Origin of the sequence: Pseudochelatococcus lubricantis, assembly GCF_042432495.1 — a bacterium.
GTDB lineage: Bacteria > Pseudomonadota > Alphaproteobacteria > Rhizobiales > Beijerinckiaceae > Pseudochelatococcus > Pseudochelatococcus lubricantis.
Map to the genome: position 1 here is coordinate 591,846 of NZ_JBHLXC010000002.1, position 26,953 is coordinate 618,798.

At 66.3% G+C, this 26,953-nt stretch carries 27 protein-coding genes, 1 tRNA gene and 1 riboswitch; of the genes, 16 read left to right on the top strand and 12 right to left on the bottom strand.

Translation table 11 applies throughout. From position 1 onward, the window contains the following. The 3 genes from ACFFJ7_RS05575 (at nt 1) to ACFFJ7_RS05585 (ending at nt 2,448) form a co-directional block, all read left to right on the top strand. Nucleotides 1-993 carry a cytochrome c1 gene (locus ACFFJ7_RS05575; RefSeq protein WP_377591063.1) on the top strand — a complete coding sequence of 331 codons (993 nt, stop codon included), beginning with the start codon at nt 1-3 and terminating at the stop codon, nt 991-993. Between the two features lie 127 nt (nt 994-1,120). Continuing rightward, on the top strand, nt 1,121-1,666 hold the full coding sequence (locus ACFFJ7_RS05580; RefSeq protein ID WP_377591065.1) for an adenine phosphoribosyltransferase: 546 nt from the start codon (nt 1,121-1,123) through the stop codon (nt 1,664-1,666). After that, complete coding sequence (locus ACFFJ7_RS05585; protein ID WP_377591067.1) at nt 1,663-2,448, top strand: tRNA1(Val) (adenine(37)-N6)-methyltransferase; 786 nt, start codon at nt 1,663-1,665, stop codon at nt 2,446-2,448. Before ACFFJ7_RS05580 ends, ACFFJ7_RS05585 begins: the two co-directional genes overlap by 4 nt. Here ACFFJ7_RS05585 and ACFFJ7_RS05590 read toward each other — a convergent pair. The 3 genes from ACFFJ7_RS05590 to ACFFJ7_RS05600 form a co-directional block, all read right to left on the bottom strand. Beyond that, nucleotides 2,438-3,340: an NAD-dependent epimerase/dehydratase family protein gene (locus ACFFJ7_RS05590; protein WP_377591069.1), complete on the bottom strand. Its 903-nt coding sequence runs from the start codon at nt 3,338-3,340 to the stop codon at nt 2,438-2,440. The two genes, ACFFJ7_RS05585 and ACFFJ7_RS05590, sit on opposite strands and share 11 nt — an antisense overlap. Beyond that, nucleotides 3,337-4,461 (bottom strand): tRNA epoxyqueuosine(34) reductase QueG, encoded by a 1,125-nt coding sequence (gene queG / locus ACFFJ7_RS05595; protein WP_377591071.1) that lies wholly within the window; start codon nt 4,459-4,461, stop codon nt 3,337-3,339. Before queG ends, ACFFJ7_RS05590 begins: the two co-directional genes overlap by 4 nt. 132 nt (nt 4,462-4,593) lie before the next feature. After that, complete coding sequence (locus ACFFJ7_RS05600; protein ID WP_166947950.1) at nt 4,594-5,286, bottom strand: glutathione S-transferase family protein; 693 nt, start codon at nt 5,284-5,286, stop codon at nt 4,594-4,596. A gap of 363 nt (nt 5,287-5,649) precedes the next feature. On the opposite strand from ACFFJ7_RS05600, the gene ACFFJ7_RS05605 reads away from it, so the two are divergent. Together ACFFJ7_RS05605 and ACFFJ7_RS05610 are read left to right on the top strand one after the other, a co-directional pair. After that, the gene (locus ACFFJ7_RS05605; RefSeq protein ID WP_166947952.1) at nt 5,650-6,453 is read left to right on the top strand and encodes an undecaprenyl-diphosphate phosphatase; all 804 of its coding nucleotides are present in this window, start codon (nt 5,650-5,652) and stop codon (nt 6,451-6,453) included. A gap of 324 nt (nt 6,454-6,777) precedes the next feature. Next, on the top strand, nt 6,778-8,250 hold the full coding sequence (locus ACFFJ7_RS05610; RefSeq protein WP_377591073.1) for an extracellular catalytic domain type 1 short-chain-length polyhydroxyalkanoate depolymerase: 1,473 nt from the start codon (nt 6,778-6,780) through the stop codon (nt 8,248-8,250). 116 nt (nt 8,251-8,366) lie between these two features. Here ACFFJ7_RS05610 and ctrA read toward each other — a convergent pair whose 3' ends face one another. The 7 genes from ctrA to ACFFJ7_RS05645 all read right to left on the bottom strand — a co-directional run bounded on the left by ctrA (nt 8,367) and on the right by ACFFJ7_RS05645 (nt 15,350). After that, nucleotides 8,367-9,068 (bottom strand): response regulator transcription factor CtrA, encoded by a 702-nt coding sequence (gene ctrA / locus ACFFJ7_RS05615; protein WP_166947956.1) that lies wholly within the window; start codon nt 9,066-9,068, stop codon nt 8,367-8,369. A gap of 479 nt (nt 9,069-9,547) precedes the next feature. Next, on the bottom strand, nt 9,548-11,107 hold the full coding sequence (gene gcvPB, locus ACFFJ7_RS05620; RefSeq protein WP_377591076.1) for an aminomethyl-transferring glycine dehydrogenase subunit GcvPB: 1,560 nt from the start codon (nt 11,105-11,107) through the stop codon (nt 9,548-9,550). Further along, nucleotides 11,107-12,447, bottom strand: a complete 1,341-nt coding sequence (gene gcvPA / locus ACFFJ7_RS05625) for an aminomethyl-transferring glycine dehydrogenase subunit GcvPA (protein ID WP_377591078.1) — start codon at nt 12,445-12,447, stop codon at nt 11,107-11,109. The genes gcvPB and gcvPA overlap by 1 nt, the downstream gene beginning before the upstream one ends. 72 nt (nt 12,448-12,519) lie before the next feature. Further along, nucleotides 12,520-12,900, bottom strand: coding sequence for a glycine cleavage system protein GcvH (gene gcvH / locus ACFFJ7_RS05630; protein ID WP_377591080.1), 381 nt, complete (start codon nt 12,898-12,900; stop codon nt 12,520-12,522). A gap of 51 nt (nt 12,901-12,951) precedes the next feature. Next, nucleotides 12,952-14,079, bottom strand: coding sequence for a glycine cleavage system aminomethyltransferase GcvT (gene gcvT / locus ACFFJ7_RS05635; protein ID WP_377591082.1), 1,128 nt, complete (start codon nt 14,077-14,079; stop codon nt 12,952-12,954). A gap of 36 nt (nt 14,080-14,115) precedes the next feature. Further along, the gene (locus ACFFJ7_RS05640; protein ID WP_166947965.1) at nt 14,116-14,718 is read right to left on the bottom strand and encodes a hypothetical protein; all 603 of its coding nucleotides are present in this window, start codon (nt 14,716-14,718) and stop codon (nt 14,116-14,118) included. Nucleotides 14,719-14,849: 131 nt separating this feature from the next. After that, nucleotides 14,850-15,350, bottom strand: coding sequence for an invasion associated locus B family protein (locus ACFFJ7_RS05645; RefSeq protein WP_246225023.1), 501 nt, complete (start codon nt 15,348-15,350; stop codon nt 14,850-14,852). A gap of 653 nt (nt 15,351-16,003) precedes the next feature. On the opposite strand from ACFFJ7_RS05645, the gene coxB reads away from it, so the two are divergent. The 8 genes from coxB (at nt 16,004) to ACFFJ7_RS05685 (ending at nt 22,383) form a co-directional block, all read left to right on the top strand. Continuing rightward, on the top strand, nt 16,004-16,864 hold the full coding sequence (gene coxB / locus ACFFJ7_RS05650; protein ID WP_377591084.1) for a cytochrome c oxidase subunit II: 861 nt from the start codon (nt 16,004-16,006) through the stop codon (nt 16,862-16,864). A 54-nt stretch (nt 16,865-16,918) separates the two neighbouring features. Continuing rightward, nucleotides 16,919-18,535: a cytochrome c oxidase subunit I gene (gene ctaD, locus ACFFJ7_RS05655; RefSeq protein WP_166947971.1), complete on the top strand. Its 1,617-nt coding sequence runs from the start codon at nt 16,919-16,921 to the stop codon at nt 18,533-18,535. 78 nt (nt 18,536-18,613) lie between these two features. Then, on the top strand, nt 18,614-19,576 hold the full coding sequence (locus tag ACFFJ7_RS05660) for a heme o synthase (RefSeq protein WP_377592092.1): 963 nt from the start codon (nt 18,614-18,616) through the stop codon (nt 19,574-19,576). Continuing rightward, nucleotides 19,573-19,782 carry a cytochrome c oxidase system small membrane protein gene (locus ACFFJ7_RS05665; protein ID WP_377591086.1) on the top strand — a complete coding sequence of 70 codons (210 nt, stop codon included), beginning with the start codon at nt 19,573-19,575 and terminating at the stop codon, nt 19,780-19,782. Before ACFFJ7_RS05660 ends, ACFFJ7_RS05665 begins: the two co-directional genes overlap by 4 nt. A gap of 16 nt (nt 19,783-19,798) precedes the next feature. Next, nucleotides 19,799-20,413 carry a cytochrome c oxidase assembly protein gene (locus ACFFJ7_RS05670; RefSeq protein ID WP_166947973.1) on the top strand — a complete coding sequence of 205 codons (615 nt, stop codon included), beginning with the start codon at nt 19,799-19,801 and terminating at the stop codon, nt 20,411-20,413. Nucleotides 20,414-20,454: 41 nt separating this feature from the next. After that, nucleotides 20,455-21,309 (top strand): cytochrome c oxidase subunit 3, encoded by an 855-nt coding sequence (locus ACFFJ7_RS05675; RefSeq protein ID WP_166947975.1) that lies wholly within the window; start codon nt 20,455-20,457, stop codon nt 21,307-21,309. 15 nt (nt 21,310-21,324) lie between these two features. Beyond that, nucleotides 21,325-22,170, top strand: coding sequence for an SURF1 family protein (locus tag ACFFJ7_RS05680; protein ID WP_166947977.1), 846 nt, complete (start codon nt 21,325-21,327; stop codon nt 22,168-22,170). Nucleotides 22,171-22,307: 137 nt separating this feature from the next. After that, a tRNA-Thr gene (locus ACFFJ7_RS05685) sits at nt 22,308-22,383 on the top strand. A gap of 141 nt (nt 22,384-22,524) precedes the next feature. Here the strand turns inward: ACFFJ7_RS05685 and ACFFJ7_RS05690 are convergent. Beyond that, nucleotides 22,525-23,154, bottom strand: a complete 630-nt coding sequence (locus ACFFJ7_RS05690; protein ID WP_377591089.1) for a DUF2239 family protein — start codon at nt 23,152-23,154, stop codon at nt 22,525-22,527. A 138-nt stretch (nt 23,155-23,292) separates the two neighbouring features. Between ACFFJ7_RS05690 and ACFFJ7_RS05695 the strand changes: the two genes are divergently transcribed. Beyond that, entirely contained in the window at nt 23,293-23,628 is a 336-nt protein-coding gene (locus ACFFJ7_RS05695; protein ID WP_377591091.1) for a GIY-YIG nuclease family protein, read from the top strand. A 145-nt stretch (nt 23,629-23,773) separates the two neighbouring features. On the opposite strand, the gene ACFFJ7_RS05700 is transcribed toward ACFFJ7_RS05695, so the two are convergent. Further along, nucleotides 23,774-24,274, bottom strand: a complete 501-nt coding sequence (locus ACFFJ7_RS05700) for a GNAT family N-acetyltransferase (RefSeq protein WP_377591093.1) — start codon at nt 24,272-24,274, stop codon at nt 23,774-23,776. A gap of 288 nt (nt 24,275-24,562) precedes the next feature. Next, nucleotides 24,563-24,665, top strand: a riboswitch (TPP riboswitch). Nucleotides 24,666-24,840: 175 nt separating this feature from the next. On the opposite strand from ACFFJ7_RS05700, the gene ACFFJ7_RS05705 reads away from it, so the two are divergent. Together ACFFJ7_RS05705 and ACFFJ7_RS05710 are read left to right on the top strand one after the other, a co-directional pair. Beyond that, a complete protein-coding gene (locus ACFFJ7_RS05705; RefSeq protein WP_377591095.1) occupies nt 24,841-25,590 on the top strand; it encodes an ABC transporter permease in 750 nt (249 codons plus the stop codon). A 76-nt stretch (nt 25,591-25,666) separates the two neighbouring features. After that, nucleotides 25,667-26,614 carry an ABC transporter substrate-binding protein gene (locus ACFFJ7_RS05710; protein WP_377591097.1) on the top strand — a complete coding sequence of 316 codons (948 nt, stop codon included), beginning with the start codon at nt 25,667-25,669 and terminating at the stop codon, nt 26,612-26,614. Nucleotides 26,615-26,953: the final 339 nt, after the last annotated feature.

A 26,953-nucleotide genomic window follows, 5' to 3' on the forward strand; every position in this document is an offset into this window, starting at 1 on the left:
ATGTTGACGACTGTCGCAAGCGACGAAAGCTGCCTGGTTGCGCAGGGAAAGCAGGACATGAGCCAGAACAAGCGTGTCGGCGCCGTCGCCTCGGCGGCGTCCTCCATCGGGCGCGGGCTGCGGGGCTTCCTCCTGACGCTCGGCGCCGCCGCGGGCCTTCTGGCGGGGCTGTCCCTGCCCGGTGCCGCCCCGGCGCGGGCGGCCGAGGCCATTCATCCGCCGGCGGTGTCGTGGTCGTTCGCCGGCCCATTCGGCAGCTACGACCGCGCGCAGCTCCAGCGCGGCTTCAAGATCTATCGCGAGGTCTGTTCGAGCTGCCACGCGCTGAGCCGGGTGGCGTTCCGCAACCTCTCCGAGCCGGGCGGGCCGGGTTTCACCGAGGATCAGGTGAAGGCCCTCGCCGCCACCTACCAGGTGCAGGACGGGCCGAATGACGCGGGTGACTATTTCGAGCGCCCCGGCGTTGCTTCCGACCGCTTCCCTTCGCCGTTCCCCAACGAGCAGGCGGCGCGTTCGGCCAACGGCGGCGCCTATCCGCCCGATTTCTCGCTGCTGGCCAAGGCCCGCACCTACACGCGCGGCTTCCCCACCTTCCTGTTCGACATCGTCACCCTCTATCAGGAGCAGGGGCCAGACCTGATCCACGCCATCCTCACCGGCTACGAGGACGCGCCGGAAGGCGTGACGGTGCAGCCCGGGCAGTACTACAACAAGTTCTTTCCCGGCCACCTCATCGCGATGCCGCCGCCGCTTTCCAACGAACAGGTGGAGTTTCCGAGGGGCGAGGACGGCCGCGCCCTGGTGCCGGAGACCGTGGATCAATACGCCCGCGACGTGACCGCCTTCATGATGTGGGCCGCCGAGCCGCATCTCGAAGCGCGCAAGGCGATGGGCTTCAGGGTCATCATCTTCCTGGCCGTGTTCGCGGCGCTGCTCTACTTCACCAAGAAGAAGATCTGGGCCAGCACCCACGCGGAAGAACACCACGCATAAGCGTGAACGCTGACGAAAAACCCCCGCAAGGGGGTTTTCCTGCTTGGCACGTGCCGGGAAGGCATTATTCTCGAATCATGTTCCGGCCCGCGAACCTGGCCCGCGACAATGCCGAAGGTGATTTGACATGAGCAGCAATCCGACGGCTGATCTCAGGGCGGCGATCCGCTCCATTCCCGACTATCCGCGTCCCGGGGTGATGTTTCGCGACATCACCACCCTGCTCGGCAACGCGCGGGCGTTCCGGCGGGCAGTGGACGAACTCGTGCAGCCCTGGCCCGGTGCCAAGATCGACAAGGTAGCCGGCATCGAGGCGCGCGGCTTCATTCTCGGCGGCGCGGTCGCGCACCAGCTTTCCGCCGGCTTCGTGCCGATCCGGAAAAAGGGCAAGCTGCCGCGCGACACCGTCTCGCTCCCTTACTCGCTTGAATACGGCCTCGATGCCATCGAGATGCACCGTGACGCCATCGACGCCGGCGAGCGGGTCATCCTCGTCGATGACCTGATCGCGACCGGCGGCACGGCGACTGCGGCAGTCGATCTGCTGCGGCGGATCGGCGCCGAGGTGGTGGCCGCTGTCTTCGTCGTTGACCTGCCCGATCTCGGGGGAGCGGAAAAGCTGCGCGCGAAAGGGGTCACCGTGCGCACGCTGGTCTCGTTCGAGGGCGAATGACCGACGGCGACGTGACGATGGCAGACGATCGCGCCGATGTCGTCGAGGATCGCCTGTTCGCCGAGCGGCTGCGGCTTCTCCAGCCGCGCCGCGGCCACCGGGCAGGAACGGACGCCGTGCTGCTCGCTGCGGCGGTGCCGGCGGATTTCGACGGGCATATCGCCGATCTCGGGGCGGGAGTGGGCACCGTGGGGCTCGCGGCCGCGGCGCTCAATCCGCTTGCGACCGTGACGCTCGTCGAGCGCGATGTCGGCGCGGCGGCGCTGGCGCAGCGGAACATCGCGCTGAACGCGCTGGAGGAGCGTGTGCGCCTCGCCGCCGTCGATCTGTTCGCCGCCGCCGCCCGGCAGGCGGCCGGATTGCGGGAAACGGCCGATCTGGTGCTGACGAATCCGCCCTTTCACGATGAAAACGCCGTGCGTCGCTCGCCGGACGCCGCCAGACGTTCCGCCCATGTGCTGGAAGGTGGCACGCTGGACGATTGGCTGCGGGCCTGCACCGACGTGACGCGGCCGGGCGGATGGATCGTCGCCATCCACCGGGCGGATGCGCTGCAGGGCCTGCTTGCGGCCCTGGAGGGCCGGTTCGGCGGCCTTACCGTGCGTCCCGTCCATCCGCGTGCCGACGCGCCCGCCACGCGCCTGCTGATCGCGGGCGTCAAGGGATCGCGTGCGCCGCTATGCATCCTGCCGCAACTCACGCTGCACACGGCGCAGGGGGCGTTCACGGCGCAGATGCAGGCCGTCAATCGTGGCGAGGCGCGCGTCGCCGTCAGGGCGTGATCCGGGAAAGCGTCGCGGTAGCGGTGCGGCCTTCACCCTGTGCGTGGAGAGCGGCGAGCCCCTCGCGGTATGTGGGGTAGGTGAGCCGGAAGCCCGGCAGCGTCTTGAGTCGCGCGTTCGCGACCCGCTTGTTTTCCAGATGGAAGCTGCGCACCATGTCCGACAGCTCCGCCGTGGCGAAATCGACCGGCGCGGGCGGCGTAACGCCGAGTAGCCCGGCGGCGAAGGCCACGACCTCGCCCTGCGCGGCCGGCTCGTCGTCTGCCACATTGTAAATGCCGTCGGCCGTCTCGTCCCGTATCGCGGCGGCGATGGCGGCGGCGATGTCGGCGGCATGGGCACGGTTGAACACCTGTCCATCCTTCACGATGTTGCGCGCCGTGCCGGTGGCGAGGTCGCGTAAGGTGTTGCGGCCCGGTCCGTATATGCCGGGAAGCCGGAAGACGAGGCCGCGCGCGCCGGCGGCGGCGGCAAGGGCCCGCCAGCTTTCCTCGGCGGCCAGCCGGCGCATCGAGCGCGGAACACGGGTGACGGCAGGCGACATTTCGTCGACCCACGCGCCGCCGTGATCGCCGTAAACGCCGACCGTGGACAGGTAGCCGACCCACCGCGCATGCATCTCGACGCCGCCGGAGAGCAGCAGCGAGAGCGCCGGGTCGCCCGCTTCACCCGGCGGGATGCCGGCGAGAATCGCGTCTGCGTCCGAGATGTCGCGCAGCAGCGAATCGCTGACGGCGGTGCCGTTGAGGACGTGCGCGGCGACGCCCCGCCCCCTCAGCGCGCGCGCCTTGTCGTCCGTTCTGACCGTGCCGCCGATGCGGGAAAAGAGCGGCCGGTGCGCCTCGATCAGGGCTTGCGCCGTGTAGCCGACGCCGAAAATGAACAGCCTCATGCCGCACCCCTTTCGTCGAGCGCCACCTGCCACTCGGCGGCTACCTCCGCGTCGCTCTCGCGCGGGTGGTGCGTGTGGGCGAGAGCGGTGAAATCCCGCGCCGGCAGGAGCTGTGCGAGCGCCCACACGGCGGCGGCGCGCACCACGGGCGAGGGATCGTCGATGAGCGCGCGTGCCTCGTCCAGGAGGGCGGCATTGCCGGAATTGCCGATGGCGATGAGAACGTTGCGCACGAAGCGCTCGCGGCCCGTGCGCTTCACGGGCGACCCGGCGAAGCGCAGGCGGAAGGCGGCATCCGTGAGGCGAGCGAGTTCCGCCAGCGGTGGCGCCACGTTTTCTTCGCACGCGATGAGCTTCGCCTCGCGCGCGACTGCGGCGAACTTGTTCCACGGGCAGACGGCGAGGCAATCGTCGCAGCCGAACACCCGGTTGCCGATGGCGGCGCGGAACGCGCGCGGGATCGCGCCCTTGTGCTCGATGGTGAGGTAGGAGATGCAGCGGCGCGCGTCGAGCTGGTAAGGGGCAGGAAAGGCGCCGGTGGGGCAGATGTCGAGGCATCGCGTGCACGAGCCGCAATGGTCCCGCTCCGGCGTGTCGGGCGGCAGGTCGGCGGTTGTGAAGATGATGCCAAGCAGCAGCCAGCCGCCATGGTCGCGCGAGACGATGACCGAATGCTTGCCCTGCCAGCCGAGCCCGGCGGCCTGCGCGAGCGGCTTTTCCATGACGGGGGCGGTGTCGACGAACACCTTCACCTCCTCCCCCGCGCGCGAGGCGAGAAAGCCGGCGACCTGCTTGAGTTTGCCCTTGATGATGTCGTGATAGTCGCGGTTGCGCGCGTAGGCGGCGATGACGCCGTGGCTTCTGCGGGCGAGCAGCGCCATCGGGTCGTCGGCCGGGCCGTAGTTCATCGCGAGCACAATGACGGAGCGTACCTCCGGCCACAAGGCGTGCGGCGAGGCGCGCCTGTCCGCGGTCTGGGCCATCCAGTCCATCGAGGCGTGGTGCCCGGCTGCAAGCCAGCTTTCGAGACGCGCGCCCGCCTCCGGGATTGCATCCGCGCGCGTGACGCGGACGACGTCGAAACCCTCCGCCCGCGCCCGCGCTACAAGTGCCTGCTTCAACGCGGCCCCGCCGCCGGCCGGACGGGCATCGGCAGATCGGGAGGTGGCCGGAACGGGCGAGGGGCGGATGTGCAATCGACGGGCTTTCGCGACAGGCGGCCGAAGGGGCGGCCCCATCTATATCACACCCTGTCAGAAATCGAGATCGGCATAGTGGGCGGCCGGCGGCATGCCCGGCACGCGGTCTGCCAGCAGGGGGCGGAATGAGGGGCGCGACTTGACCCGCGCATACCAGGCGCGGGCGGTTTCGTCCTCCTCCCACGGCACGTCGCCCAGATAGTCGACGCTCGACAGGTGGGCGGCGGCGGCGAGGTCGGCGTAGGTGAGTTCCGGCCCGGCCAGCCAGTTGCGCTTGGCGATGAGGAAGCCGATGTACTTCAGGTGATAGCGCACGTTGGCGCGCGCGGCGCGGATGGCGCTCATGTCGGGCGGGCCGCCGCCGTTGGCCACGCTGATGAAGCGCTTGTAGATCTTCTCCGTCACGAGATAGTCCGACACTTCCGCGTGAAACTTGGTCAGGAACCAGTCCATCAGCCGGCGCACTTCCACCCGCGCGGCGGACTGCTCGGGCAGCAGGCGCCGGTTTTCGAGGCCGAGGCCGCGCGTCTCGTCCAGATATTCCGCGATGACGGCCGGGCCGGGCACCGCAAAGCCCTGTTCCTCCAGAAACACCGGCAGATTCCCGGCCGGGTTCATGATCAGGAATTCATGGCGGCGTTCCCACGGTTTTTCCTCGATCAGGGCGGATTCGAGGCCCATCTCGGCCATGACGAGGCGAATGAAGCGCGAATGGGGGCAGAAGGGGTAGTGGAATAATGTCGCCATCGATTCAGCCAAACGAGCCCTGGGGTGGAAGCTGCGGTGCCGCACCGCGCGTGCGGTGTCGACAGATCAACACATGCGCGGGGGAATCCTGCAAGACGATGTCAGCCATCCGGGTTGTCAGCCCACTCATAGAGCCGGCTCGCGGTGTGAACAACCGATTTTATGCGCTGCTGCCGGCCTAAGCGAGTATGTCATTAAAGGTTCGCTAACGCTACACCGGCAGAACGTTAGCGCATGATCCCGGAAGATGGACGCCGCTTTCCGGCAGGGATCGTGCGCCCGAAAACCGGTGGGGCGCGGGACAACTGAGGGCGGCGGCACGGACCGTCGGGCGGGCGAGACATCCGCGAAAAGGGAAATATCATGGTGATCGGCGATCTGCTGGAAGCGGTGGCGCTGGGCGTGGTCGAGGGGCTGACGGAGTTCATTCCCGTCTCCTCCACGGGCCATCTGCTGCTGCTCGGCCATTTCATCGGCTTCGAATCGAACGGCAAGACATTCGAGGTGCTGGTGCAGCTCGGCTCCATCCTCGCCATCATGCTGGTGTATTTCCACCGGCTGTTCGCGATGGCGCGCGACATCCGCACCGATCCGGCCGTGCAGCGCTTCGCGCTCGGCGTGCTGGTCGCGTTTCTGCCGGCGGTGGTGGTCGGCGCGCTTGCCCATGGCTTCATCAAGAACGTGCTGTTCGATCCGTGGATCGTGTGCCTGTCGCTGATCACGGGCGGGCTCGTGCTGATCATGGTGGATAACGTCAAGCTCTCGCCGCGCCTGCACGACGCGACGCAGTTTCCGCTGCGCACGTGCCTCATCATCGGGCTGTGCCAGTGCGTGGCGATGATCCCCGGCGTGTCGCGCTCGGGCGCGACCATCGTCGGCGCCATGCTCAACGGGGCCGACAAGCGGGCGGCGACGGAGTTCTCCTTCTTCCTCGCCATGCCGACCATGGCGGCGGCTTTCGCCTATGACCTGCTGAAGAACTACAAGAACCTGGACGCCAACGACGGCCTGTTGATCACGGTCGGTTTCATCGCGGCGTTCCTGTCAGGCCTCTTGGTAGTGCGCTCGCTGCTCGTCTTCGTGGCCCGCCACGGTCTGGGCGTGTTCGCGTGGTGGCGCATCATCGTGGGCACGGCGGGCCTTGCCGGGCTCATGGTATTTGGCTGACGGGCGCGCCCGCGTCCTCTGCTCTGCGCTGTGGATTCCGCACCGCCCGCCGGCTCGCCCCGGGCGGAATCGCGATGTATTTTCAAGGGTAGTGGCAGGGTTGTTATTTTCACTTCACATGTTTCGGCTTATCTTGAACGATGTTTTGAAGAGCATATTTTGAGTTTGTTGACATGGTTTTGCTGCAATGCGGTAGCATTGGTGCAAGAGGGCCCGCTTCGAGAACGGTGGAACAGCGGTGCCAGGGTCCCGGGGTGACGTCGCGTTTTCTTTCGTCGCTTCCCTGACATCCCCACAGTTCGGCAACAAGAAAGATGGAGCAACATGACGGGAATTGCATCGACGACCGCCAATCTCGCCCTGTGGCGGATGCAGTGGGATACGCTGTTCTCGCTGCCGCATCTTCTGGATGATGGCGAGGTCGGCAGCGACGAAGGCTGTCGCATCTCCGAAGTCGAACATTTCGGCGACAATCCCGGCAACCTGCGTATGTTTCAGTATGTCCCGCACGATCTCCCGCCCGGCGCGCCGCTGGTCGTGGTGCTGCACGGCTGCACCCAGACCGCGGCGGGTTACGACCGCGGTTCCGGCTGGTCGTATCTGGCGGAGCGGGAGGGCTTCGCCGTGCTTTTCGCGCAGCAGCGCAACGAGAACAACCCCCGCCGCTGCTTCAACTGGTTCCGTGTGAGCGATATCGAGCGCGACGCGGGGGAAGCCGCGTCCGTCAGGCAGATGGTGACCTTCATGACGAAGGCGCATCAGATCGATCTCCAGCGGATATTCGTCACCGGCCTCTCCGCGGGCGGCGGCATGACGAATGTCATGCTGTCGGCCTATCCGGAAGTGTTCGCCGCCGGCGCCGTCGTTGCCGGGCTTCCCTACCGCTCGGCTACCACGGTGCACGAGGCGCTGCAGGTGATGATGGAGGGCAGCAGCCGCACGCCGGAGGAGCGGGGCGACGACGTTCGCCGGGCATCGCCGATTGGCGACCTGACGGAGAGCCGCATTGCCGTGGAGTGGCCGCGCATCGCCGTCTGGCAAGGGCTCGCCGACGATGTGGTGAGGCCCTCGAACGCCATGGAGATCGTCAAGCAATGGGCCAACGTGCACGGCCTCGACGAGCTGGCGAGCGATGAGGACGAGATCAAGGGCAACAGGCGGTTGCGCTGGCGTGGCGCCGAGGGGCAGATCCTGATCGAGGCAGTGGCCATCGAGCACCTCGGCCATGCCGTGCCGATCGATGCCGGACGCACCGACATCCATGAGCAGCCAGGGCCGCATTTCGCCGATATCGGCCTCTCTGCAACGGAAGAAATTGCCCGCTTCTTCGGCCTGCTGGAGGAACCCGCGCACGTGGTCGCAGACGGCGGCAAGCGGCAGGTCGCCGGCCATCCCGCAGCCGCTTCGGCGGCTTTGCCTGCCTCGCGTAGCAGGCGGGGCAAGGGCGCGCGCGTGCTGCGCTTGCGGGAAGGCGGAGCAGCCGGGCGCCGTCACGAGGCGGAACAGGCGGCGGGCGAACCCGCCGTCGCCGCGCCGCCGGAGGAGGCTGCGCCGACAGCGCTGCCCCCACCCGAGCCGCCGGCGGCGGCTGTGGCTCTCCCCGTGGCTCTCGCGGTGCCCTTGCCCACGGCGCAGGCAAGCGCCGGGGGGCAAAAGGATGAAGCGCCGCAACGTCCGGAGACGGCGGAGCCATCGGCTGATAGCGGGGATGTCCGGCCGGAGGCGCCCGACCGCAACGCCGGGAAGAGCCTGTTCCTGCGTGTTCTCGGCGCGCTGGGACTTTCAGGCGACAAGTAAGATTCCGGAGATGCCGGCATTTGCGCCGGACTGCTTCATATTCCCGATAGACTCATACTTAAAAACAGCATGTTCCGGTTGCCGGAACCGATCGCGCCCCCTGTCCGGCGCGCCACTCAGCCGGCCATCCGCGCTTCCGTCGGGCTGATGTCCCGCAGCACGTAGCCGCGCCCCCACACCGTCTCGATGTAGTTCGTGCCCTCCGAAGCATTGGCGAGCTTCTTGCGCAGCTTGCAAATGAACACGTCGATGATCTTCAGCTCGGGCTCGTCCATGCCGCCGTAGAGATGGTTGAGGAACATCTCCTTGGTGAGCGTCGTTCCCTTGCGCAGGGAAAGCAGCTCCAGCATCTGGTATTCCTTGCCCGTCAGGTGCACCCGCGCGCCGCTGACCTCGACGGTCTTGGCATCGAGGTTGATGACGAGATCGCCGGTGGTGATGACGGATTGCGCGTGACCCTTCGACCGGCGCACGATGGCGTGGATGCGCGCGACGAGTTCGTCCTTGTGGAACGGCTTGGTGAGATAGTCGTCGGCGCCGAAGCCCAGGCCCTTCACCTTGTCCTCGATGCCGGCGAGGCCGGAGAGGATCAGGATCGGCGTCTTGACCTTCGCGACACGCAGGCTGCGCAGGACTTCGTATCCCGACATGTCCGGAAGGTTTAGATCGAGCAGGATGATGTCGTAGTCGTAGAGCTTGCCAAGGTCGACGCCTTCCTCGCCAAGATCAGTCGTATAGGCGTTGAAATTTTCGGACTTCAGCATCAATTCAATGCTTTGCGCGGTAGCGCTGTCGTCCTCAATGAGCAATACGCGCATGGCCTCGTCCTTAACCTCGTTGCCGAGGCTCCCTGTGCTGTTGGCCCTGAGACAATCGGCGCCAATGACGGGTGTCCCCGGCGGCGTCGCGCAGTCTCATCCCACTTCAACCCGAAACGCTATGCTGTAATGGTTAACAAACCCTGATTCGTGCTGGCAAGTTATTTACGCGGGAGGTTCACTCTTTCGGTGTAAATCTCTATGCGGGAAAAATGGGCACGAATGAGCTTCATGACGTTTCAAGGTTCTGAATCGGGCTAACCGATTCTATTGATTCATTACTTCACCGCCGTCGCGCTCCATGGGTCGTCCGACAGGACGTCGCATGGGCCGCGTCAGCCGCGTCGGGGGATATTCTTAACGACAGCGGTAAATGAAAGGTTGACGCGCCGCACACAGACGAATCATTCGTTGACGAATGTGGACATCTGCGGGCAGCGCCGGGCGGGGCCGGCGCTGCGGCGGTTCCGTCACGGGCGTCAGGGCGGGGGCGCCCAGCGCAGCACGGGCTGGCGCGCCGCCCGGGTTTCGTCGAGCCGGCTGCGCGGCGCGTAGTGGGGGGCGCCGGTGAAACGCTCTGTCTCGCCCGCCAGCGCGCTGTGGGCGAGATCGCGCAGCGTGGCGATGAACAGGTCGAGAGAGGCCTTCGACTCGCTCTCCGTCGGCTCCACCAGCATCGCGCCGTGAACCACGAGCGGGAAGTAGACCGTCATCGGGTGGTAACCCTCGTCGATCAGCGCCTTGGCGAAATCGAGCGTGGTGACACCGGTCCCCTTCAGCCAGGCGTCGTCGAACAGCACTTCGTGCATCGTTGGCCGGTCGAAGGCGACGGACATCAGGTTGCCGAGGCTGGCGCGGATGTAGTTGGCGTTCAGCACCGCGTCTTCCGACGCCTGCCGGAGGCCGTCGGCACCATGGGACAGCATGAAGGCGAGCGCGCGCACGAACACGCCCGCCTGCCCGTGGAAGGCGGTGAGGCGGCCGAGCGGCGCCGCACCCGCCTCGCGCGCCGACGCCTCATCCTCCACCAGCGTGAACGTCTCTCCGTCCTGTTTCAGGTAGGGCAGGGGCGCGAAGGCCGCAAGCCGGCCGGAAAGCGCGACCGGCCCCGCGCCCGGGCCGCCGCCGCCGTGGGGTGTCGAAAACGTCTTGTGCAGGTTGAGGTGCATGGCGTCGACGCCGAGGTCCATCGGCCGCACCTTGCCCATGATGGCGTTGAAATTCGCTCCGTCGCAATAGAAGAAGGCGCTGGCCTCGTGCACGGCATGGGCGATGGCCCGGACGTCGCGCTCGAACAGGCCGCAGGTGTTGGGGTTCGTCAGCATGATGGCGGCCACGTCCGGCCCCAGTGCCGCGGCGACAGCTGCCGCATCCACCGTGCCGTCCGCGCGTGCCGGCACGGGGCGCACGGAGAAGCCGAGCAGCGCGGCCGTCGCCGGATTGGTGCCGTGGGCGGAATCGGGCACCAGCACGACAGTGCGGGTCGCCGCCTCGCCACGCGCCGCGATTGCCGCCTTGATCGCGGCCATGCCACAGAACTCGCCGTGCGCGCCTGCCTTGGGCGGCAGCGCGATGGCCTCGGCGCCCGTCAGCTCCCGCAGCCAGCGGGACAGCTCGTCGAACAGCGCCAGTGCTCCCTGCACGGTGGAAAGCGGCTGCAGGGGGTGAATGTCGGCGAAGCCGGGCAGCCGTGCCAGCGCCTCGTTGAGGCGTGGATTGTGCTTCATCGTGCAGGAGCCGAGCGGGAAGAGGCCCGTATCGATGCCGTAGTTCTGCTGGCTGAGGCGCACGTAGTGGCGCACGGCCTCCGGCTCCGAGAGGCCCGGCAGGCCGATGCCGTCCTGCCGCGCCAGCCCGCCCAGCCGCGGCGCGAAGGCGGTGGGCTCCTCGATATCGACACCGGTCGTCCCGACGCGGCCGATCTCGAAGATCAGCGCTTCCTCCTGCGCCAGCGCGCGGTTGCCGGTGAAGGTGCCGCGCGTGTCGCTGTTGTCGCCGTTCCGCACGGGAGCAGTGGGGCGGCCCTGATCGTTCAGCATCACAATACCTCCCTGAGGCCGTCCGCGAGCGCGGCGCGGTCGTCCGCCGTGTTGAGTTCGGTCGAGGCGACGAGCAGCAGGTCGTCGAGCCCCGCGTCCGGCAGCAGGCGCGACACCGGCACGCCCGCGAGGATGCCGCGCCCGGCGAGTTCCTCCACGACATCGGCGGCCGCGCGCGGCAGGCGCACGGTGAATTCGTTGAAGAAGGTGCCGTTCAGCACCGCGACGCCGCCGACGGTGGCGAGCGCCTCGGCGAGCGCGACCGCGTTGGCGTGGTTGACGAGCGCAAGCCGCCGCAGCCCCTCCGACCCCAGCAGCGTGGCGTGGATGGAGAAGGCGAGCGCGCACAGGCCCGAGTTGGTGCAGATGTTCGATGTCGCCTTCTCGCGCCGGATATGCTGTTCGCGCGCCGACAACGTCAGCACGAAGCCGCGCCGGCCGTCGGCGTCGAGCGTCTGCCCGGCAAGGCGGCCCGGCATCTGGCGCAGGTACTTCGTCCGCGTGGCGAACAGGCCGACATAGGGGCCGCCGAAGTTGAGCGCGTTGCCGATCGACTGTCCCTCGCCGACGACGATATCCGCGCCCATCGCGCCGGGCGGCGTGACAAGCCCGAGGGACACCGCCTCCGTGAACACGGCGACGAGCAGCGCGCCGCGTGCATGCGCGGCTTCCGCCACCGCCCGCAGGTCGCGCAGGTTGCCGAACACATCGGGCGTCTGCACAACGACGCAGGAGGTGTCGTCATCGATATGCGCCGCGAGATCCTCGCCCGCGGCGACATCCGGCGGCAGCGTGACGGTCGCGTGGCCGCCCAGCGACGAGACGGTGCGCACGACCTGCGCATAATGGGGATGCAGCCCGCCCGACAGCACCGCCTTGCCGCGGCGGGTGAGGCGGTGGGCCATCAGCACGGCCTCGGCCGCCGCGGTCGAGCCGTCGTACATCGAGGCGTTGGCGACCTCCATGCCGGTGAGCGCGGCCACCTGCGTCTGGAACTCGAACAGCATCTGCAGGGTACCCTGCGCGATCTCGGGCTGATAGGGCGTGTAGCTCGTCAGGAATTCCGACCGCTGGATGAGATGGTCGACCGTGGCCGGCACGTGATGGCGGTAGGCGCCCGCACCCACGAAGAACGGCACCGAGGCGGCCGGCACGTTGCGGCCGGCAAGCGCCCGCAGGTGACGCTCGACGGCGAGCTCTCCCTGATGGCGCGGCAGCGGCAGGTCGCCGCTCAGGCGGTTCTCCTGCGGGATGTCCGCGAACAGGGCGTCGATGGAATCGATGCCGATGCGCGCCAGCATCTCGGCGCGGTCGGCGTCTGACAGCGGAAGGTAACGCATGGGAAACAGCCTTTCTGGCGGGAACCTGTCGGCGGGAGACCGCGCGCCGGACGCGGTTTCGCGATCGCGGGTTCAGGCCAGATCGCGGATGTAGTCCGCGTAGGCGGCCTCGTCGAGCAGTTGCGCCAGTTCGCCCGCGTCGGCCAGCTCGATCTTGAAGAACCAGCCGTTGCCGAACGGGTCCTCGTTGACGATGGCGGGATTTTCCTCCAGCGCCGTGTTGATGGCGACGACCTTGCCGGAAGCCGGCGCGAAGATCTCGCTTGCCGCCTTCACGCTCTCGACGACGGCCGCTTCCTCGCCTGCCTTGAGCACCCGCCCGATCTCGGGCAGCTCGACGAACACCACGTCGCCGAGCGCGGACTGGGCGTGGTCGCTGATGCCCACCGTCGCCACGGCTCCGTCGTCGATGCGGATGTATTCGTGATCCTTGGTGTAACGGATGTCGGTCATGCTTTTCTCCGGAAGCTCATGTTGGCGGATGCCTGTGCGGCTCTTCGTTGTTTATCGGCGGTAGCTGTGCGCGACGAACGGCAGCGGGACGACGGTGCCGGCGATGGTCTTGCCCCGCACGTCCAGCCCCAGCGGGGTGCCGACGCGCGCGCAATCGCTGACGACGTAGCCCATGGCGATCGGCCCGTTGACGGTGGGGCCGAAGCCGCCCGAGGTGACCTCGCCGACGAGTTCCCCCTTGCTGTCGTGGATGGCGGTGCCTTCCCGCGCCGGCGTGCGGCCCTGCGGCAGGATGCCGACGCGCTTGCGCAACGTGCCGTTTTGCAGCTCCGACAGAATGCGGCGGTGGCCGGGAAAGCCGCCTTCCTCGCGCCGGCGTTTCTGGATCGACCAGGCGAGGCCGGCCTCGACGGGCGAGGTTTCCTCGTTGATGTCGTGTCCGTAGAGGCAGAGGCCGGCCTCAAGGCGCAAGGAATCGCGCGCGCCGAGCCCGGCGGGCTTCACCTCCGGCTCATTGAGCAGCAGGTCCCACAGCGCCGCCGCCCGGTCGGCGACGACCGAAAGCTCGAAGCCGTCCTCGCCCGTGTAGCCCGAGCGCGTCGCCGACACCTCTATATCGCCGATACGCGCCGCCGCCATGCCCATGAACGGCTGCTCCCGCAGCGCGGGCGCGAAACGCGCGATCACCTCCACGGCAAGCGGCCCCTGCAGCGCCAGCAGCGCCCGGCCGGGGTGGGGAACGAGCCGCACGGCCGCCGGCAGGTTGAGCGCGAGGTGGCGGAAGTCGACCTCCTTGCGCGCTGCATTGACGACAAGATAAAGGCGCCCTTCCGAGGACGGATCGGCCGAGCGGCTTACCATCAGGTCATCAATGATGCCGCCCTGCTCGTTGAGCAGCTGCGTGTAGCGCTGCCGGCCGGGCGCGAGGCCGAGGATGTCGGCGGGCACGCAGGCCTCCAGGGCGCGGGCCGTCGTCTCGTGGTCCGGGCCGGCGAGCGTGGCCTGCCCCATGTGCGAGACGTCGAAGAGGCTCGCCGCCTGGCGCGTGTGGCGATGCTCGGCGAGGATGCCGTCCGGATACTGGACCGGCAGCGCGTAGCCCGCGAACGGTACGATGCGCGCGCCGAGCGCCTCGTGACGCGCGAAGATCGGAGTGGTCAGCAAATCGTCGGTCGCCATGGTTCCCCCTTTTTTGATACCGGCTGCCGACGGGCCCTATCGCCGGGGCGCGCCGAGGCCGATCTCGATCAGCACATTGGACGTATCCTCCGGCAGCGGGAAGCCTTCCTCCACGATGCGCGTCATGGCCTGCGCCTCGCCCGCCGGAATGGTGATCGAGACCTGCCGCGTGCGGGTGGAGAGAACAGTGTTGTCCCGCTTGATCGAGATGCGCAACGGCGCGGAATAGGTGCCGGGCCCGCCTGTAGGGCCGAGCAGCGCCAGCACCTCCACGCCCACGTTCACCGTGTGCCTGCCGTCCGGCTGCGGAATGCACTCGCGCGCCGTCGTCCGGATCGCGAGCTGATAGCGCAGCGACCGTCCCTCGCCCGAGCGCACGGCCGAGCCGCCCTCGAAGACGTCAAAACGCGGGCAGGCGATGACCTCCGGATCCGGCGGCATTTCCGGCGGCACGGTGGCGCCGCCATAGAGCAGGAAGTTCTTCAGGCTGGAACCGCCGCCGTCCGCGCCGCTTCCCGAGGACTGGCAGCCGGCGAGCAGCAGCGCCGCGCCGACCGCCGCGGCCGGCAGCAGCCGGCGCAGGACCGGCACGCCGGCTTTCGTGCCGCGGGAGGTGATGCGTGATCCGGTGTCAATCATGGTCGCCTCGTCGACTGTGCGGCATGGACCTGAAAGGCGCACGCCCTGGTGCGGATAAAATTGCCGCGCAACGGATGTCCGGCGCGAAGCGTGTTCCCGGTCGGCCGCATGCCGCCGCCCGTGCGGGGGGATCAGGGCAGGGCGTCGAAGCCGGCGTTGAAGCCCTGGAGCGCGACCGGGATGCCGACGCCCTCCTCCGGCGTCTGGAACACGATGAAGGTGGCCGTCTTGCCGGCCTTGAGCTGGCCGAGGAGGGTGTCGTCCATCACCACTTCGGCGATGCATCCGGTGTTGAGGCAGCGCACGAAGCCCGCGCGGCCGACATCCGTCTGGTCGATCTTCAGGCCGAGCCCGGCGGGCAGCAGCACGCCGAGGGGCGCCACGACGCGCAGCAGGCGGCTCTTGTTGTCGGCGGTCTTGAGCACGATCACCAGCAGGGTGATATTGGGCCGGTCCTCGGCTGCGACATTTTGAACCAGGGCGCATTGTTCGGCCGATGCGCCGGGCGGCGTCTCGCACCGTAGCTGCCACTCGCCGTGCGTGGCGCGCACCACGCCCTGCGCGGCGGCCGGCGTGCCGGCGGCGCAGACGAGCCCGGCGAGCGCGACGGCGGAGACGATGGGGCGGAACATGCGCTTCACTTCCAACATGCGCTCACTTCCCTGGGGTCTGGGTCACGTTGCCGGAGGGCGGCATCCGCCCTCCGAAAAAGATTCGATGCACGGACGATCATGCGTGAAGGCGCGCCGCATGCGGAGCGTCGCCGCATCCGGCGCACCGGGAGAACGCGAAGAGATAGAACCATTTCCCGTCCGCGTAAATTCAGGAAATCGTCGCCTGGCCCGAATTTCAGGCGGAAATCGTGTCGCGCCACCACATATCCGCCGGACTGCTTCGCATCGGTATATGATTCGGGGCTGGTTAACCACGGTTATCGCCCGCCATCCGGCCTTGCCGGGCGTCTCCGCCGCCGGAGCGCTTCCTGCCCGACGGACGGGCCGAACGGCCAGGCTCATGTTTTTCAAGCATTCCAGAGTGGGAAGCCGTGGAAGCGCCGGCTAAGGGCGCGCGAAGGCGCTTTATCCCTGTTGCACCGGGCGCTTTGTTGTGATCTTTGATAAAGCTCAAAAGTAGTAGCAGGGGAGGGGAGATGGTATTCTCGCTTGCCCGTGCGTCGAAGGCTGTTTAATCGGGCAGCCGGGATAACCGGTCCGGCGTTAACCGGCCCAAGGGACAAGGGATGAGGATCGCTCGCCTCACCGCTAACGGGAGCATCGGACGAACGATGGGCAAGACGTTTTTTCGTTTGCGGTCGCTGACGGCGCTGATCGCGGGTGTCGGGGCTGTGGCCGGGCAGGCGCAAGCGGCCGAGGGCCAGCCTTCGCCGTGGCAGATCAGCCTGCAGACGCCGGTGACGGAAGTCGCGCACGCCATGCATGATTTCCATAACCTTCTGTTGTGGATCATCGGCCTGATTGTGGCCTTCGTGGCGGCGCTGCTGCTGATCGTGATCCTGCGTTACAACGAGAAGGCCAACCCCACCCCGTCGCGGTTCTCGCACAACTCGCTTCTGGAGGTGGCGTGGACCGTGGTGCCGGTGCTGATCCTCGTCGTGATCGCCGTGCCGTCCTTCAAGCTCCTGCGCCAGCAGCTCATCCTTCCGCCGAGCGACATCACCGTCAAGGTGACGGCGCATCAGTGGTACTGGACCTACGACTATCCCGAGGACCAGGGCGGCGGCTTCGGCTTCGATTCCAATTACATTCCCGCGGACCAGCTTCAGGCCGGACAGCCGCGCCTGCTCGCCGTTGACAACGAGCTGGTGTTGCCGGTCAACAAGACCGTCCGCGTGCAGGTGACGGCCGCCGACGTGATCCACGCCTTCGCGATGCCGTCCTTCGGGCTCAAGATCGACGCCATTCCCGGGCGCCTGAACGAAACCTGGTTCAAGGCGGAGAAGGAAGGCATCTACTACGGACAGTGCTCGCTGATCTGCGGCCAGAACCACGCCTTCATGCCGATCGCCATCCGCATCGTCAGCGAGGAGCGCTATGCGGAATGGCTGGCGGAGGCGAAGACGAAATTCGCGGCCAACGATAATAACGGCCGGCCGACGATGGTCGCCAGCCGGCTGGCTTCACGATAGACTGAAACCATCCAGGAACGCCGCGGGCGGAACATACCAAGGAGGAGCTTGACCATGGCTTCTACAGTAACGGCGCATGACGCGCATGAGCACGCGCATCCGACGGGCTGGCGGCGCTGGGTGCTCTCGACCAACCACAAGGACATCGGCACGCTGTACCTCATCTTCGCGCTCAGCGCGGGGCTCGTCGGTGGGGCGCTGTCCATCCTGATGCGTATCGAATTGCAGTCCCCCGGCCTGCAGCTCTTTTCCAACGGGCAGCTTTTCAACGTGGTCGTGACTGGCCACGGGCTGATCATGGTGTTCTTCGTCGTCATGCCGGCGCTGATCGGCGGCTTCGGCAACTGGTTCATCCCGATCATGATCGGCGCGCCCGACATGGCCTTCCCGCGCCTCAACAACATCTCGTTCTGGCTGCTGGTGGCTGCGTTCTCGCTGCTCGTCATCTCCATGTTCGTGCCGGGTGCTCCGGGCAGCCTTGGCTTCGGCGGCGGCTGGACGGCCTATCCGCCGCTCTCCGTGTCCGGCCATCCGGGTCCGTCGTTTGACTTCGGCATCCTCGCGCTGCATATCGCGGGCGCGTCGTCGATCCTGGGCGCGATCAACTTCATCACCACGATCCTGAACATGCGCGCGCCGGGCATGACGCTGCACAAGATGCCGCTCTTCGCCTGGGGCATGCTGGTGACGGCCTTCCTGCTGCTCATCTCGCTGCCGGTGCTGGCGGGCGCCATCACCATGTTGCTCACCGACCGCAACTTCGGCACGACGTTCTTCGACCCCGCGGGTGGCGGCGACCCGGTGCTCTACCAGCATCTGTTCTGGTTCTTCGGACACCCCGAAGTGTACATCATGATCCTGCCGGCCTTCGGCGTGATCTCGCACATCGTGTCGACCTTCTCGCGCAAGCCGATCTTCGGCTATCTCGGCATGGCCTACGCGATGGTGGCGATCGGCGTCGTCGGCTTCATCGTCTGGGCGCACCACATGTATACGGTCGGCCTGTCGCTCGACACGCAGCGCTACTTCGTGTTCGCGACCATGGTGATCGCGGTGCCGACGGGCATCAAGGTCTTCTCGTGGATAGCCACGATGTGGGGCGGCTCCATCCGCTTCACCGCGCCGATGGTGTGGGCGATCGGCTTCATCTTCCTGTTCACGGTGGGCGGCGTGACCGGCGTCGTGCTGGCGAACGCGGGCATCGATCGCGAGCTTCACAACACCTACTACGTGATCGCGCACTTCCACTACGTGCTGTCGCTCGGCGCGGTGTTCGGCATCTTCGCCGCCTGGTACTACTGGTTCCCGAAGATGTTCGGCTACGTCATCCCGGACTGGATTGGCAGGCTGCACTTCTGGATGGCCTTCATCGGCGCCAACGTGCTGTTCTTCCCGATGCACTTCCTCGGGCTCGCCGGCATGCCGCGCCACTATGTCGACTACCCGGACGCCTTCGCGGGATGGCACTTTGTGGCCTCGCTCGGCTCCTACATCTTCGCCCTCAGCCTCGGCGTCTTCTTCTACGGGCTGTGGGTCGCGTATGCTCGCAAGGAGCGCGCGGCGGACAATCCGTGGGGCGAGGGTGCGACGACGCTGGAATGGACGCTGTCGTCGCCGCCTCCGTTCCACCAGTTCGAGACGCTGCCGCGCATCTCGGGCGGCGGTCACTGAACGGGCAGACGGTTGCGGTTTGGCGGATAGTTGATGATGACGGTTGTAACGGATGGATGGCCGCAGCAGGAACGGGCGATGGCGTCGCCCGTCCAGCCCCCGCTTGTCTCGACGGGGAGCGTCGGCGACTTCGTTTCGCTGCTGAAGCCGCGCGTCATGTCGCTGGTGGTGTTCACGGCGCTCGTCGGCATGCTGGTGGCGCCGGGAACCGTGCATCCGGTGGTGGGGGCGATCGCGCTGCTCGCCATCGCGGTCGGGGCCGGCGCCTCCGGCTGCCTCAACATGTGGTGGGACGCCGATATCGACGCGGTGATGATGCGCACGCGCAACCGGCCTATCCCGGCCGGGCGCATCACGCCGGATGAGGCCTTCACCTTCGGCATGATCCTGGCGTGCGGCGCCGTCTTCGTGCTCGGCATCGCCACCAACTGGTTCGCCGCGGCGTTTCTCGCCTTCACCATCTTCTTCTATGCGGTGATCTACTCCGTTTGGCTGAAGCGCTCGACGCCGCAGAACATCGTGATCGGCGGTGCGGCGGGGGCGTTTCCGCCCATGATCGGCGAGGCGGCCGTCACCGGCTCGGTGAGCGTGGACGGTCTGGTGCTGTTCCTGATCATCCTGCTGTGGACGCCGCCGCATTTCTGGGCGCTGGCGCTCGTCAAGTCGGAAGACTACGCGCGCGCCGGCGTGCCGATGATGCCGAACGTCGTCGGGCAGGCGTCGACGCGGCTGCAGATCCTGCTCTACACGCTGGTGCTGGTGCCGGTGGCGACGCTGCCTGTGTGGCTCGGTTCGGGCCATGCGCTCTACGCCGCGGTGGCGGGCTTCGGCGGCGCGGGCATGCTATGGCTGGCGTTCCGGCTCTGGCGGCGCGGGGGGGATGCCGCCAGTCTGAACGCCATCGGCGTGAGGACGGCGTGGCGCCTGTTCGGCTTCTCGATCCTTTATCTTTTCCTGTTGTTCGCCGCCCTGCTCGCGGAGCATGCGCTGGGCAGGCTGGTTCCGGGCCTTGGCGCCATTTCGGGAGGGCATCTGCTGTGAATGGCGGAGCGACGCATGGCAAGCAGGGTGCGGACAAGACAGTGCCGGCAGGCGCGCCGGAGGGTGTGCGGCTGTCTCCGGAGGAGCGCCGCCGCCAGCGCGCGCGCAACGTCGCCATCGGCCTCGCGCTGGGCGGGCTGTTCGTGCTGTTCTATATCCTGACCATTGCCCGGCTGGGTTCAAACGTTTTCAACCGGCCGCTGTGACGGCCTGCGAGGGGACATGAGCGAACAGGAGCCGCAAACGCATCGCGAACTTTCCGTCAGGGCGCGCCGCACGGCGCTCGTCTGCGTGGGCGTGGTCGCGGGCATGCTGGGCCTCGCGTTCGCGTCGGTGCCGCTCTACCGGCTGTTCTGCCAGGTGACGGGCTTCGCCGGCACGCCTGTGGCGGGCGTCAAGTCCGACGGCAGCGTGTCCGACAGGCGCATCGCGGTGCGGTTCGACGCCAACGTGTCGCCCTCCATTCCGTGGCGGATCGTGCCGGAGACGCCCGTGGTGACGGTGCGGCTCGGGGAAACGCACACCGTGTTCTACGAGCTGACGAACAGGAGCGACAAGCCGGTGACCGGCGTCGCCACCTACAACGTGCAGCCCGATCAGGTAGGGCAGTATTTCGTGAAGCTCGACTGTTTCTGCTTCGAGGAACAGACGCTGGGGCCGGGCGAGACGATCATCGCCCCGGTGGTATTCTTTATTGATGCCGATCTCGACAACGAGCGTGACCTGAAGGGGCTCGACTCGATCACGCTTTCCTACACCATGTTCCCGGTTAAGGACGGCAAACCCCTGTCATCGTCGGCATCCATCAACGATTCTGCAGGGCGGAAAAGGCTGTGATGCCGCGAGGCGCCAGCGACGAATTCGGAGACCGGAAAATCATGGCTCAGGCTCACGCGAAACATCACGATTACCATCTCGTCGACCCGAGCCCCTGGCCGGTCATCGGTTCTTTCAGCGCGTTCATCCTCGCGGTGGGCGGCATCATGACCATGAAGAGCCTGGCGCTCGGCGGGCTGCACATCGGCCCCTACGTGTTCGGCGCGGGCATCATCGGCGTGCTGTATACGATGGCCGCGTGGTGGACAGACGTGATCACCGAAGCGCAGCGTGGCGACCATACCCGCGTGGTGCAGATCCATCACCGCTACGGCATGATCCTGTTCATCCTCTCCGAGGTGATGTTCTTCGTGGCGTGGTTCTGGGCCTTCTTCGATGCCAGCCTGTTCCCGGGCGAGGCCATCCAGTTCCAGCGCGCGGAGGTGACCGGCGGGCACTGGCCGCCGCAGGGCATCGAGACGCTCGATCCCTGGCACCTGCCGCTGTTCAACACCCTCATCCTGCTCACTTCCGGCACCACGGTGACGTGGGCGCACCACGCGCTGCTGGAGGACGACCGCGAGGGACTGAAGCAGGCACTGTGGCTGACGGTCGCGCTCGCGGTGCTGTTCACGTTCGTGCAGGCCTATGAGTACGGCCACGCGACGTTCGGCTTTTCCGGCAACATCTACGGCGCGACGTTCTTCATGGCGACGGGCTTCCACGGCGCGCACGTAATCATCGGCACGATTTTCCTCGCGGTCTGCCTGCTGCGGGTCTATCTCGGACATTTCACGCGGACGCAGCATCTCGGTTTCGAGTTTGCGGCGTGGTACTGGCACTTCGTCGACGTGGTGTGGCTGTTCCTGTTCGTGGCGATCTACGTGTGGGGTTCCGGCGGCAGCGGCGGCCACTGAGACCGTCGGCCGACCATGGACGAGCGGCGGACGGAGAAACGGCAACCATCCGCCGCCGGCAGCGCGGCTTCGGACGGGCCGGCGTGGCGGGCCCTGCTGGCGCCTGGCATCTTCACGCTCGCCGGCGTGATCATCCTCGTCGTGCTCGGTGTCTGGCAGCTTCAGAGGCTGGCGTGGAAAGAGGCGCTGATCGCCCGCATCGAGGCGCGCACGCATGCCGCGCCCGTTCCCGCGCCGGCGGAGGCCGAATGGGCGGCGTGGCAGCGCGACGAGGCGGAGTACCGCCCAATCACCGCGACGGGCGGGTATCTTTACGACCTGCAGGTCTATGTCCACGGCAATGCGCAGCTCGACAGACGCGGCGGCGGCAGCGCGCTGATGGGCTATTTCGTGCTGACACCGCTGAAGCAGGCCGACGGCAGCATCATCATCGTCAACCGCGGTTTCATACCGGTGGAGCTGAAGCAGGACGCGGCGGCATTCCGCCAGTGGTCCGACGGCGACCGCCGTGACGGCGCGGTCACAGTGACAGGTCTGCTGCGCGCGCCACAGGAGCGCGGCTGGTTCGTGCCGGCGGACGTGCCGGAGGCAGGTGAGTGGTTCACGCGCGATCCGCAGGCCATCGCCCGCGCCACGGGGATGACGCGCGTGGCGCCTTTCCTGATCGACGCCGTCGAGGCAACCGGCGAGGGCACTGCGGCCTGGCCACGCGGCGGGCTGACGGTGGTCAGCTTTCCGAACAACCATCTCGACTATGCCTTCACGTGGTTCGGGCTCGCCGTGACGCTTGCGGCCGTCTTCACGCTCTACGCGCGCCGGTATCTCGCCGACAAGGAGCGCCGGCCGCCACGGGAAGGGTGACTCGCGTGGAATGCAGCCAGTCAGGTGTGGAAAACGATATTTCCCGCTTGACCCGCAGCACAGGAAAGGTAAAAGCACAACATACATAGCGATGACGGATGCGCCGTAGGCGTACTGTGCCGTTATCGGAATGGTTGGCCGCTTTAGCTCAGTTGGTAGAGCACATCATTCGTAATGATGGGGTCAGGTGTTCGAGTCACCTAAGCGGCACCAAAACTCCCGAAAAAATTCCGATAGATAGCCATCGCGCTCGTTGTAACGCCGGTAGGGCCCTTCAGGGGATGAAGGTTGCCCCGCTTCAGGTAGACGAGATGCAACACGGTGTTGGGCGACGAATCGCCGAAGCGACGCCAGCTACGGGCGCGCTTCGAAGGCGAGGCGAATGAGATGGGTTGCGATATCTCCCGGCCACTCAGCGACACAATGCTCCAGCATCTTGCGATCATCTGCGAAAAGGGCACGAGCAGCCTCATCGTAATTTGGCAAGTCGCCGGCGATCCCTAACATGAATTGGTAGGCAGCCTCCTGCGCAATTCGTCGTTGCCGGGAACCGCCATTTCGTTTGGCTTCATCAACGAGCCGCCGGAGAACGGCGGAGGCGCCGCCCGGTTGCGCCGCCAGCCAATCCCACTGTCGCGGCAGCAAGGTCACCTCACGGGCCACGACGCCTAATTTTGGCCGCCCCCGCCCTCGTGGTTCCGAAGCGTCTGCCTTTGGCAACTCTGATGGTTCGCTCGATCGAGCCGCAGAATGCTCGGCAGATTGCTGCGCGGAACGCGATAGCCTTTCAATGATCTCGGCCTTGGAGCCGCGCAGATCAAGATCAATTACACGTCCCGTCAAATCGTCGAACACCAGAACTGCGCGCGTGGCGTCGGTTTCGATCGTCGCTTTTACAGCGAGGGCGACCTCGATCAACGGCCCGGACAACAGCAGCCGATAACCGTCGAATGCGGTGCAGGGTTTCGAGAGATAGTCAGGCACTGGTCAACTCCATATGATCACGGGCATTAAATACCCGGATAAAATTCTTGCGTCAATATAACCCGGATAATATTATCGCTGCCGGTGCGCTTCTCGGCGAGGCCGTTTGCGGAATCGGGAATTGATCGGGGTATTAAGATGAACAGCGAAAAGAGGAAGGCGGCAGTTGCCGCCTACAAGGAGCGCAAGGTGGTGGGTGGTGTTTATGCCATTCGCTCTGCCGTCTCTGGTGATATCTGGATCGGCCAATGGCCCGATATAGAAACCATCCAGACACGCATATGGTTCGCACTTCGGCAAGGTACTCATCCAAGACCGGATTTGCTGGCCGCGTGGCGTCAATACGGCGAAGCTCATTTCAGTTTCGAGGTCATTGAAAAAATCGAAACCGATGAGTCTCCTTATATACGCGACAAGAACCTGAAGGAGCGAGCGCTCCACTGGCGAACGAAGCTGAACGCCAAAGTTATGTGAGCCCGGCAAGTCTTTCGCGCCAATCCCGGGCGGTCACCGCGCGGTTATTGGCATGGCCTTCATCAGAGTTCAGGCCTAATAGCCGGGTGTGCGATGAAATGCGGGCGCCGGAGCCACGCTGTCAAATGTGCGGCCCTGGCTGCTGTCAACCTTGTTGATCCAGACCGAATGCGGCGTGATGGATCACTTCGCCGCTCGGTTCAGTGGCATCGAACGGCAAGGCCTGAACTACCTCTGGCGGGCAGCCATCTATCCGCAACCCCGGAAACGCCCTGAAGCCGAAACGACCATAATATCCGGGGTCGCCTACCAAGGTCGCGCCCGGGCAGGTCGCCCTCAATCGAAGGATCGCCTCGGCCATCAGGGCGCTGCCGATCCCCTGCCGGTGCCTCGACGGCAAGACCGCAAGGGGGCCGATCAGGCCCCAGCCGTCCTGCGATCCAATCCGCGCCTTCGAGGCGGCGAGATAGCCGACCACCTCACCACCGTCTTCGGCCACGAGCGACAGGGTAAGGGCATCCTCTGCCCGCAGCCTGTCAACGATGGTCGCCTCGGTTCCGGTGGATTGCGGCAGCATCCGCATGGCCTCGGTCACAACCGCACGGATCGCCGGGATGTCACTGGCGATTTCGTTTCGGATCAGCATGTTATGTTCCTTGATTGTCAAGTTGCGCGTGTACGGCAATGCGTCCGCGTTTATGGGCTGCCGAATTTTGAGCGAATTCTGATCGGAACGCGCTCCAGGCACAAGCGGGACATCGTGCTGTCCTGCTCCCCGTCTCGGGCATTCACGATATCAAGCCCTTGGCCGCGCGGTCAGCGGTCACGCAAGCGGCGCCACTTTCCCCAAAATTGTCATGATCGCTCAGGTGGTTGGTGCCAACGCTTTCGTGCGGGCGGGGCTTGACTTCCTTCATGCCCTGACCCAATGCTCTGCTTATCCGAGGGGTGCACCGAACGGTGCTGAGATGGCGGCGAGCCGGACCCTTGAACCTGATCCGGTTCGTACCGGCGTAGGAACGGAAAGCCCCGCTCTGCACAAGCGGCGGCCCATATCCTTTTCCTGGCATTGGACAATCCGGATCGTCACTGGCGCGGCAAGGCTCTGGCCGGTTCGCGCCGCGCGGCTGATGCGGAGTCGAATGTCGTGGTTTTTCTGTCTTTTCGCCCCTTCGCCGACCCCGGCCACCCGCGCGCGAGGCGTTGAACGGCATGGCGCGGACCGGCGCGGCGTTGCGCACCCTGATCGCGCTGATTCTCGTCTGGCAGGGCGCGGTCTGGGTGTTCCAGCCTCCCCGTTACATCCTGCCGTCCGTGGCCGACGTCGCTGCCGTGTTCGGCGCACAAGCGGGTTATCTTGCCCGTCACAGCCTGACGACGGTGACGGAAATCGCGCTCGGCTTCGTTTTCGGCACGAGCTTCGGCGTGCTGGCGGCGTTCTTTGTCGCCGCGGTGCCAAGACTCGGGCGGCTTGTATGGCCGATGCTGCTCGTGCTGCAGGCCCTGCCGGTTTTCGTCATCGCCCCCCTGCTGGTCGTCTGGTTCGGTTTCGGCATGCTGTCGAAAGTGGTTATGACGACGATCATCATCTTCTTCCCCGTCGCCTCGGCCTTTGCCGATGGCCTGCGCCGCGTCGATCGCGACATTCTCGATGCAACGGCGCTCACTGGCGCCAGCCATTGGCGGACGCTGGTCGATATCCGCGTGCCGCTCGCCCTGCCGGCGCTGATGACGGGCCTGCGCGTTGCGGCGCCGCTTGCCCCGCTCGGCGCGGTCGTCGGCGAATGGGTGGGAGCCTCGGCCGGCCTCGGTTTCGTGATGGGGCAGGCGAATGCCCGTATGCAGACGGCGACAGCCTTCGCTGCGATGGCGATCATCGCGGCGCTCAGTCTCGCGCTGCGTGCGCTTGTCGACGAGGTGGCCCGCCGCGTCGCGCCGTGGGCGCATGAGCAGGAGCCGTGACGCTCTGGTCCCTGAAGCCCGGGCGCCAGCTGTTGGAGCGCCCCGTCGACCCGTTTTCGCATCAAAGGAGGAACCGATGAGAAAAATCCCCCTGCTCGCCATCGCGCTCGGCGCTCTGGCGCTGGCCGTGAGTACCCCCACCCGTGCGGCGGACAAGCTGACAGTCCTGCTCGAATGGTTCGTCAATCCGGACCACGCGCCCCTCGTTGTCGCTGACCGTCTGGGGCTGTTCGAAAAGGCCGGGCTCGATGTCGAACTCGTTGCTCCCTCCGATCCGTCGTCCGTGCCGCGTCTCGTGGCCGCTGGCCAGGCCGACGTCGGCGTTCATTACCAGCCGTCGCTCTATCTCGACCATGCGGCCGGCCTGCCCATCGTCCGCTTCGCGACGCTCGTGGAAACGCCCCTGAACGGTATAACCGTCCTTGCCGATGGCCCGGTCAGGACGCTGGCCGATCTCAAGGGCAGGAAAATCGGCTATTCGGTGTCGGGCTTCGAGACAGCGCTTCTCGGCAGGATGCTCTCCAGCGCCGGCGTTGTCATGGATGATGTCGAACTGGTCAACGTCAACTTCGCGCTTACCCCGGCGCTCATCGGCGGCAAGGTGGATGCGACCGTTGGCAGCTACCGCAATTTCGAGCTGACGCAAATGCGGCTGGAGGGGCGTGAAGGCCGGATATTCTATCCCGAAGAGCACGGTGTGCCGACCTATGACGAACTCATCCTCGTCACGCGCCGGGCGCTGGAGGGGGACGACCGCCTGCCCCGCTTTCTTGCCGCGGTCGAGGATGCAACGCTCTATCTGACCAATCATCCGGAGGAAGCGTGGAAACTGTTCGTTGCCGCCTATCCGGACCTCGATAACGAGCTTAACCGCCGGGCGTGGTTCGATACGCTGCCGCGTTTCGCTAGGCGTCCCGCCGCGCTCGACCGGCGCCGCTACGAACGCTTCGGCACGTTTCTCGTTGAGCAGGGGCTGATCGGGAAGGCGCCCTCGCTCGACGATATCAATATCGACGTTCGCTGAACGTGCCTCGCTGCCGCGGCCGGCGGCCCTTATGCGGGGCGCGCCGCCGTCCGCACGGCCGCGTCATGGTTCTCGCCGTTCAGCGCCAATACCCGTAATGGCCTCGATAGTAGTAGCCTGGCCGCGGCCCATATACAGGACGAGCGCGGTAGACGCGCGGCTGATAATAGTAGCCCGGCCGTGGCCTGTAGTCTTGGCGCTGGTAACGATATCGCGGTGCCGGGACGACGCGGGGTGCCGGGTAGGCATACCGCTCGCTATAAACTCTGCCATAGCCGTCATGATAGACCGGCCCCGGGCCGTATCCATACGAGACGCATCCGGATAGCAGTACACCGG

What these genes read in the sequence shown, in the direction of transcription:
- ACFFJ7_RS05575 (WP_377591063.1), top strand. Translation starts at nt 1, where the DNA reads ATGTTGACGACTGTCGCAAGCGACGAAAGCTGCCTGGTTGCGCAGGGA.
- ACFFJ7_RS05580 (WP_377591065.1), top strand. Translation starts at nt 1,121, where the DNA reads ATGAGCAGCAATCCGACGGCTGATCTCAGGGCGGCGATCCGCTCCATT.
- ACFFJ7_RS05585 (WP_377591067.1), top strand. Translation starts at nt 1,663, where the DNA reads ATGACCGACGGCGACGTGACGATGGCAGACGATCGCGCCGATGTCGTC.
- ACFFJ7_RS05590 (WP_377591069.1), bottom strand. Translation starts at nt 3,340, where the DNA reads ATGAGGCTGTTCATTTTCGGCGTCGGCTACACGGCGCAAGCCCTGATC.
- ACFFJ7_RS05600 (WP_166947950.1), bottom strand. Translation starts at nt 5,286, where the DNA reads ATGGCGACATTATTCCACTACCCCTTCTGCCCCCATTCGCGCTTCATT.
- ACFFJ7_RS05605 (WP_166947952.1), top strand. Translation starts at nt 5,650, where the DNA reads ATGGTGATCGGCGATCTGCTGGAAGCGGTGGCGCTGGGCGTGGTCGAG.
- ACFFJ7_RS05610 (WP_377591073.1), top strand. Translation starts at nt 6,778, where the DNA reads ATGACGGGAATTGCATCGACGACCGCCAATCTCGCCCTGTGGCGGATG.
- ctrA (WP_166947956.1), bottom strand. Translation starts at nt 9,068, where the DNA reads ATGCGCGTATTGCTCATTGAGGACGACAGCGCTACCGCGCAAAGCATT.
- gcvPB (WP_377591076.1), bottom strand. Translation starts at nt 11,107, where the DNA reads ATGCTGAACGATCAGGGCCGCCCCACTGCTCCCGTGCGGAACGGCGAC.
- gcvPA (WP_377591078.1), bottom strand. Translation starts at nt 12,447, where the DNA reads ATGCGTTACCTTCCGCTGTCAGACGCCGACCGCGCCGAGATGCTGGCG.
- gcvH (WP_377591080.1), bottom strand. Translation starts at nt 12,900, where the DNA reads ATGACCGACATCCGTTACACCAAGGATCACGAATACATCCGCATCGAC.
- gcvT (WP_377591082.1), bottom strand. Translation starts at nt 14,079, where the DNA reads ATGGCGACCGACGATTTGCTGACCACTCCGATCTTCGCGCGTCACGAG.
- ACFFJ7_RS05640 (WP_166947965.1), bottom strand. Translation starts at nt 14,718, where the DNA reads ATGATTGACACCGGATCACGCATCACCTCCCGCGGCACGAAAGCCGGC.
- ACFFJ7_RS05645 (WP_246225023.1), bottom strand. Translation starts at nt 15,350, where the DNA reads ATGTTCCGCCCCATCGTCTCCGCCGTCGCGCTCGCCGGGCTCGTCTGC.
- coxB (WP_377591084.1), top strand. Translation starts at nt 16,004, where the DNA reads ATGGGCAAGACGTTTTTTCGTTTGCGGTCGCTGACGGCGCTGATCGCG.
- ctaD (WP_166947971.1), top strand. Translation starts at nt 16,919, where the DNA reads ATGGCTTCTACAGTAACGGCGCATGACGCGCATGAGCACGCGCATCCG.
- ACFFJ7_RS05660 (WP_377592092.1), top strand. Translation starts at nt 18,614, where the DNA reads ATGGCGTCGCCCGTCCAGCCCCCGCTTGTCTCGACGGGGAGCGTCGGC.
- ACFFJ7_RS05670 (WP_166947973.1), top strand. Translation starts at nt 19,799, where the DNA reads ATGAGCGAACAGGAGCCGCAAACGCATCGCGAACTTTCCGTCAGGGCG.
- ACFFJ7_RS05675 (WP_166947975.1), top strand. Translation starts at nt 20,455, where the DNA reads ATGGCTCAGGCTCACGCGAAACATCACGATTACCATCTCGTCGACCCG.
- ACFFJ7_RS05680 (WP_166947977.1), top strand. Translation starts at nt 21,325, where the DNA reads ATGGACGAGCGGCGGACGGAGAAACGGCAACCATCCGCCGCCGGCAGC.
- ACFFJ7_RS05695 (WP_377591091.1), top strand. Translation starts at nt 23,293, where the DNA reads ATGAACAGCGAAAAGAGGAAGGCGGCAGTTGCCGCCTACAAGGAGCGC.
- ACFFJ7_RS05700 (WP_377591093.1), bottom strand. Translation starts at nt 24,274, where the DNA reads ATGCTGATCCGAAACGAAATCGCCAGTGACATCCCGGCGATCCGTGCG.
- ACFFJ7_RS05705 (WP_377591095.1), top strand. Translation starts at nt 24,841, where the DNA reads ATGGCGCGGACCGGCGCGGCGTTGCGCACCCTGATCGCGCTGATTCTC.
- ACFFJ7_RS05710 (WP_377591097.1), top strand. Translation starts at nt 25,667, where the DNA reads ATGAGAAAAATCCCCCTGCTCGCCATCGCGCTCGGCGCTCTGGCGCTG.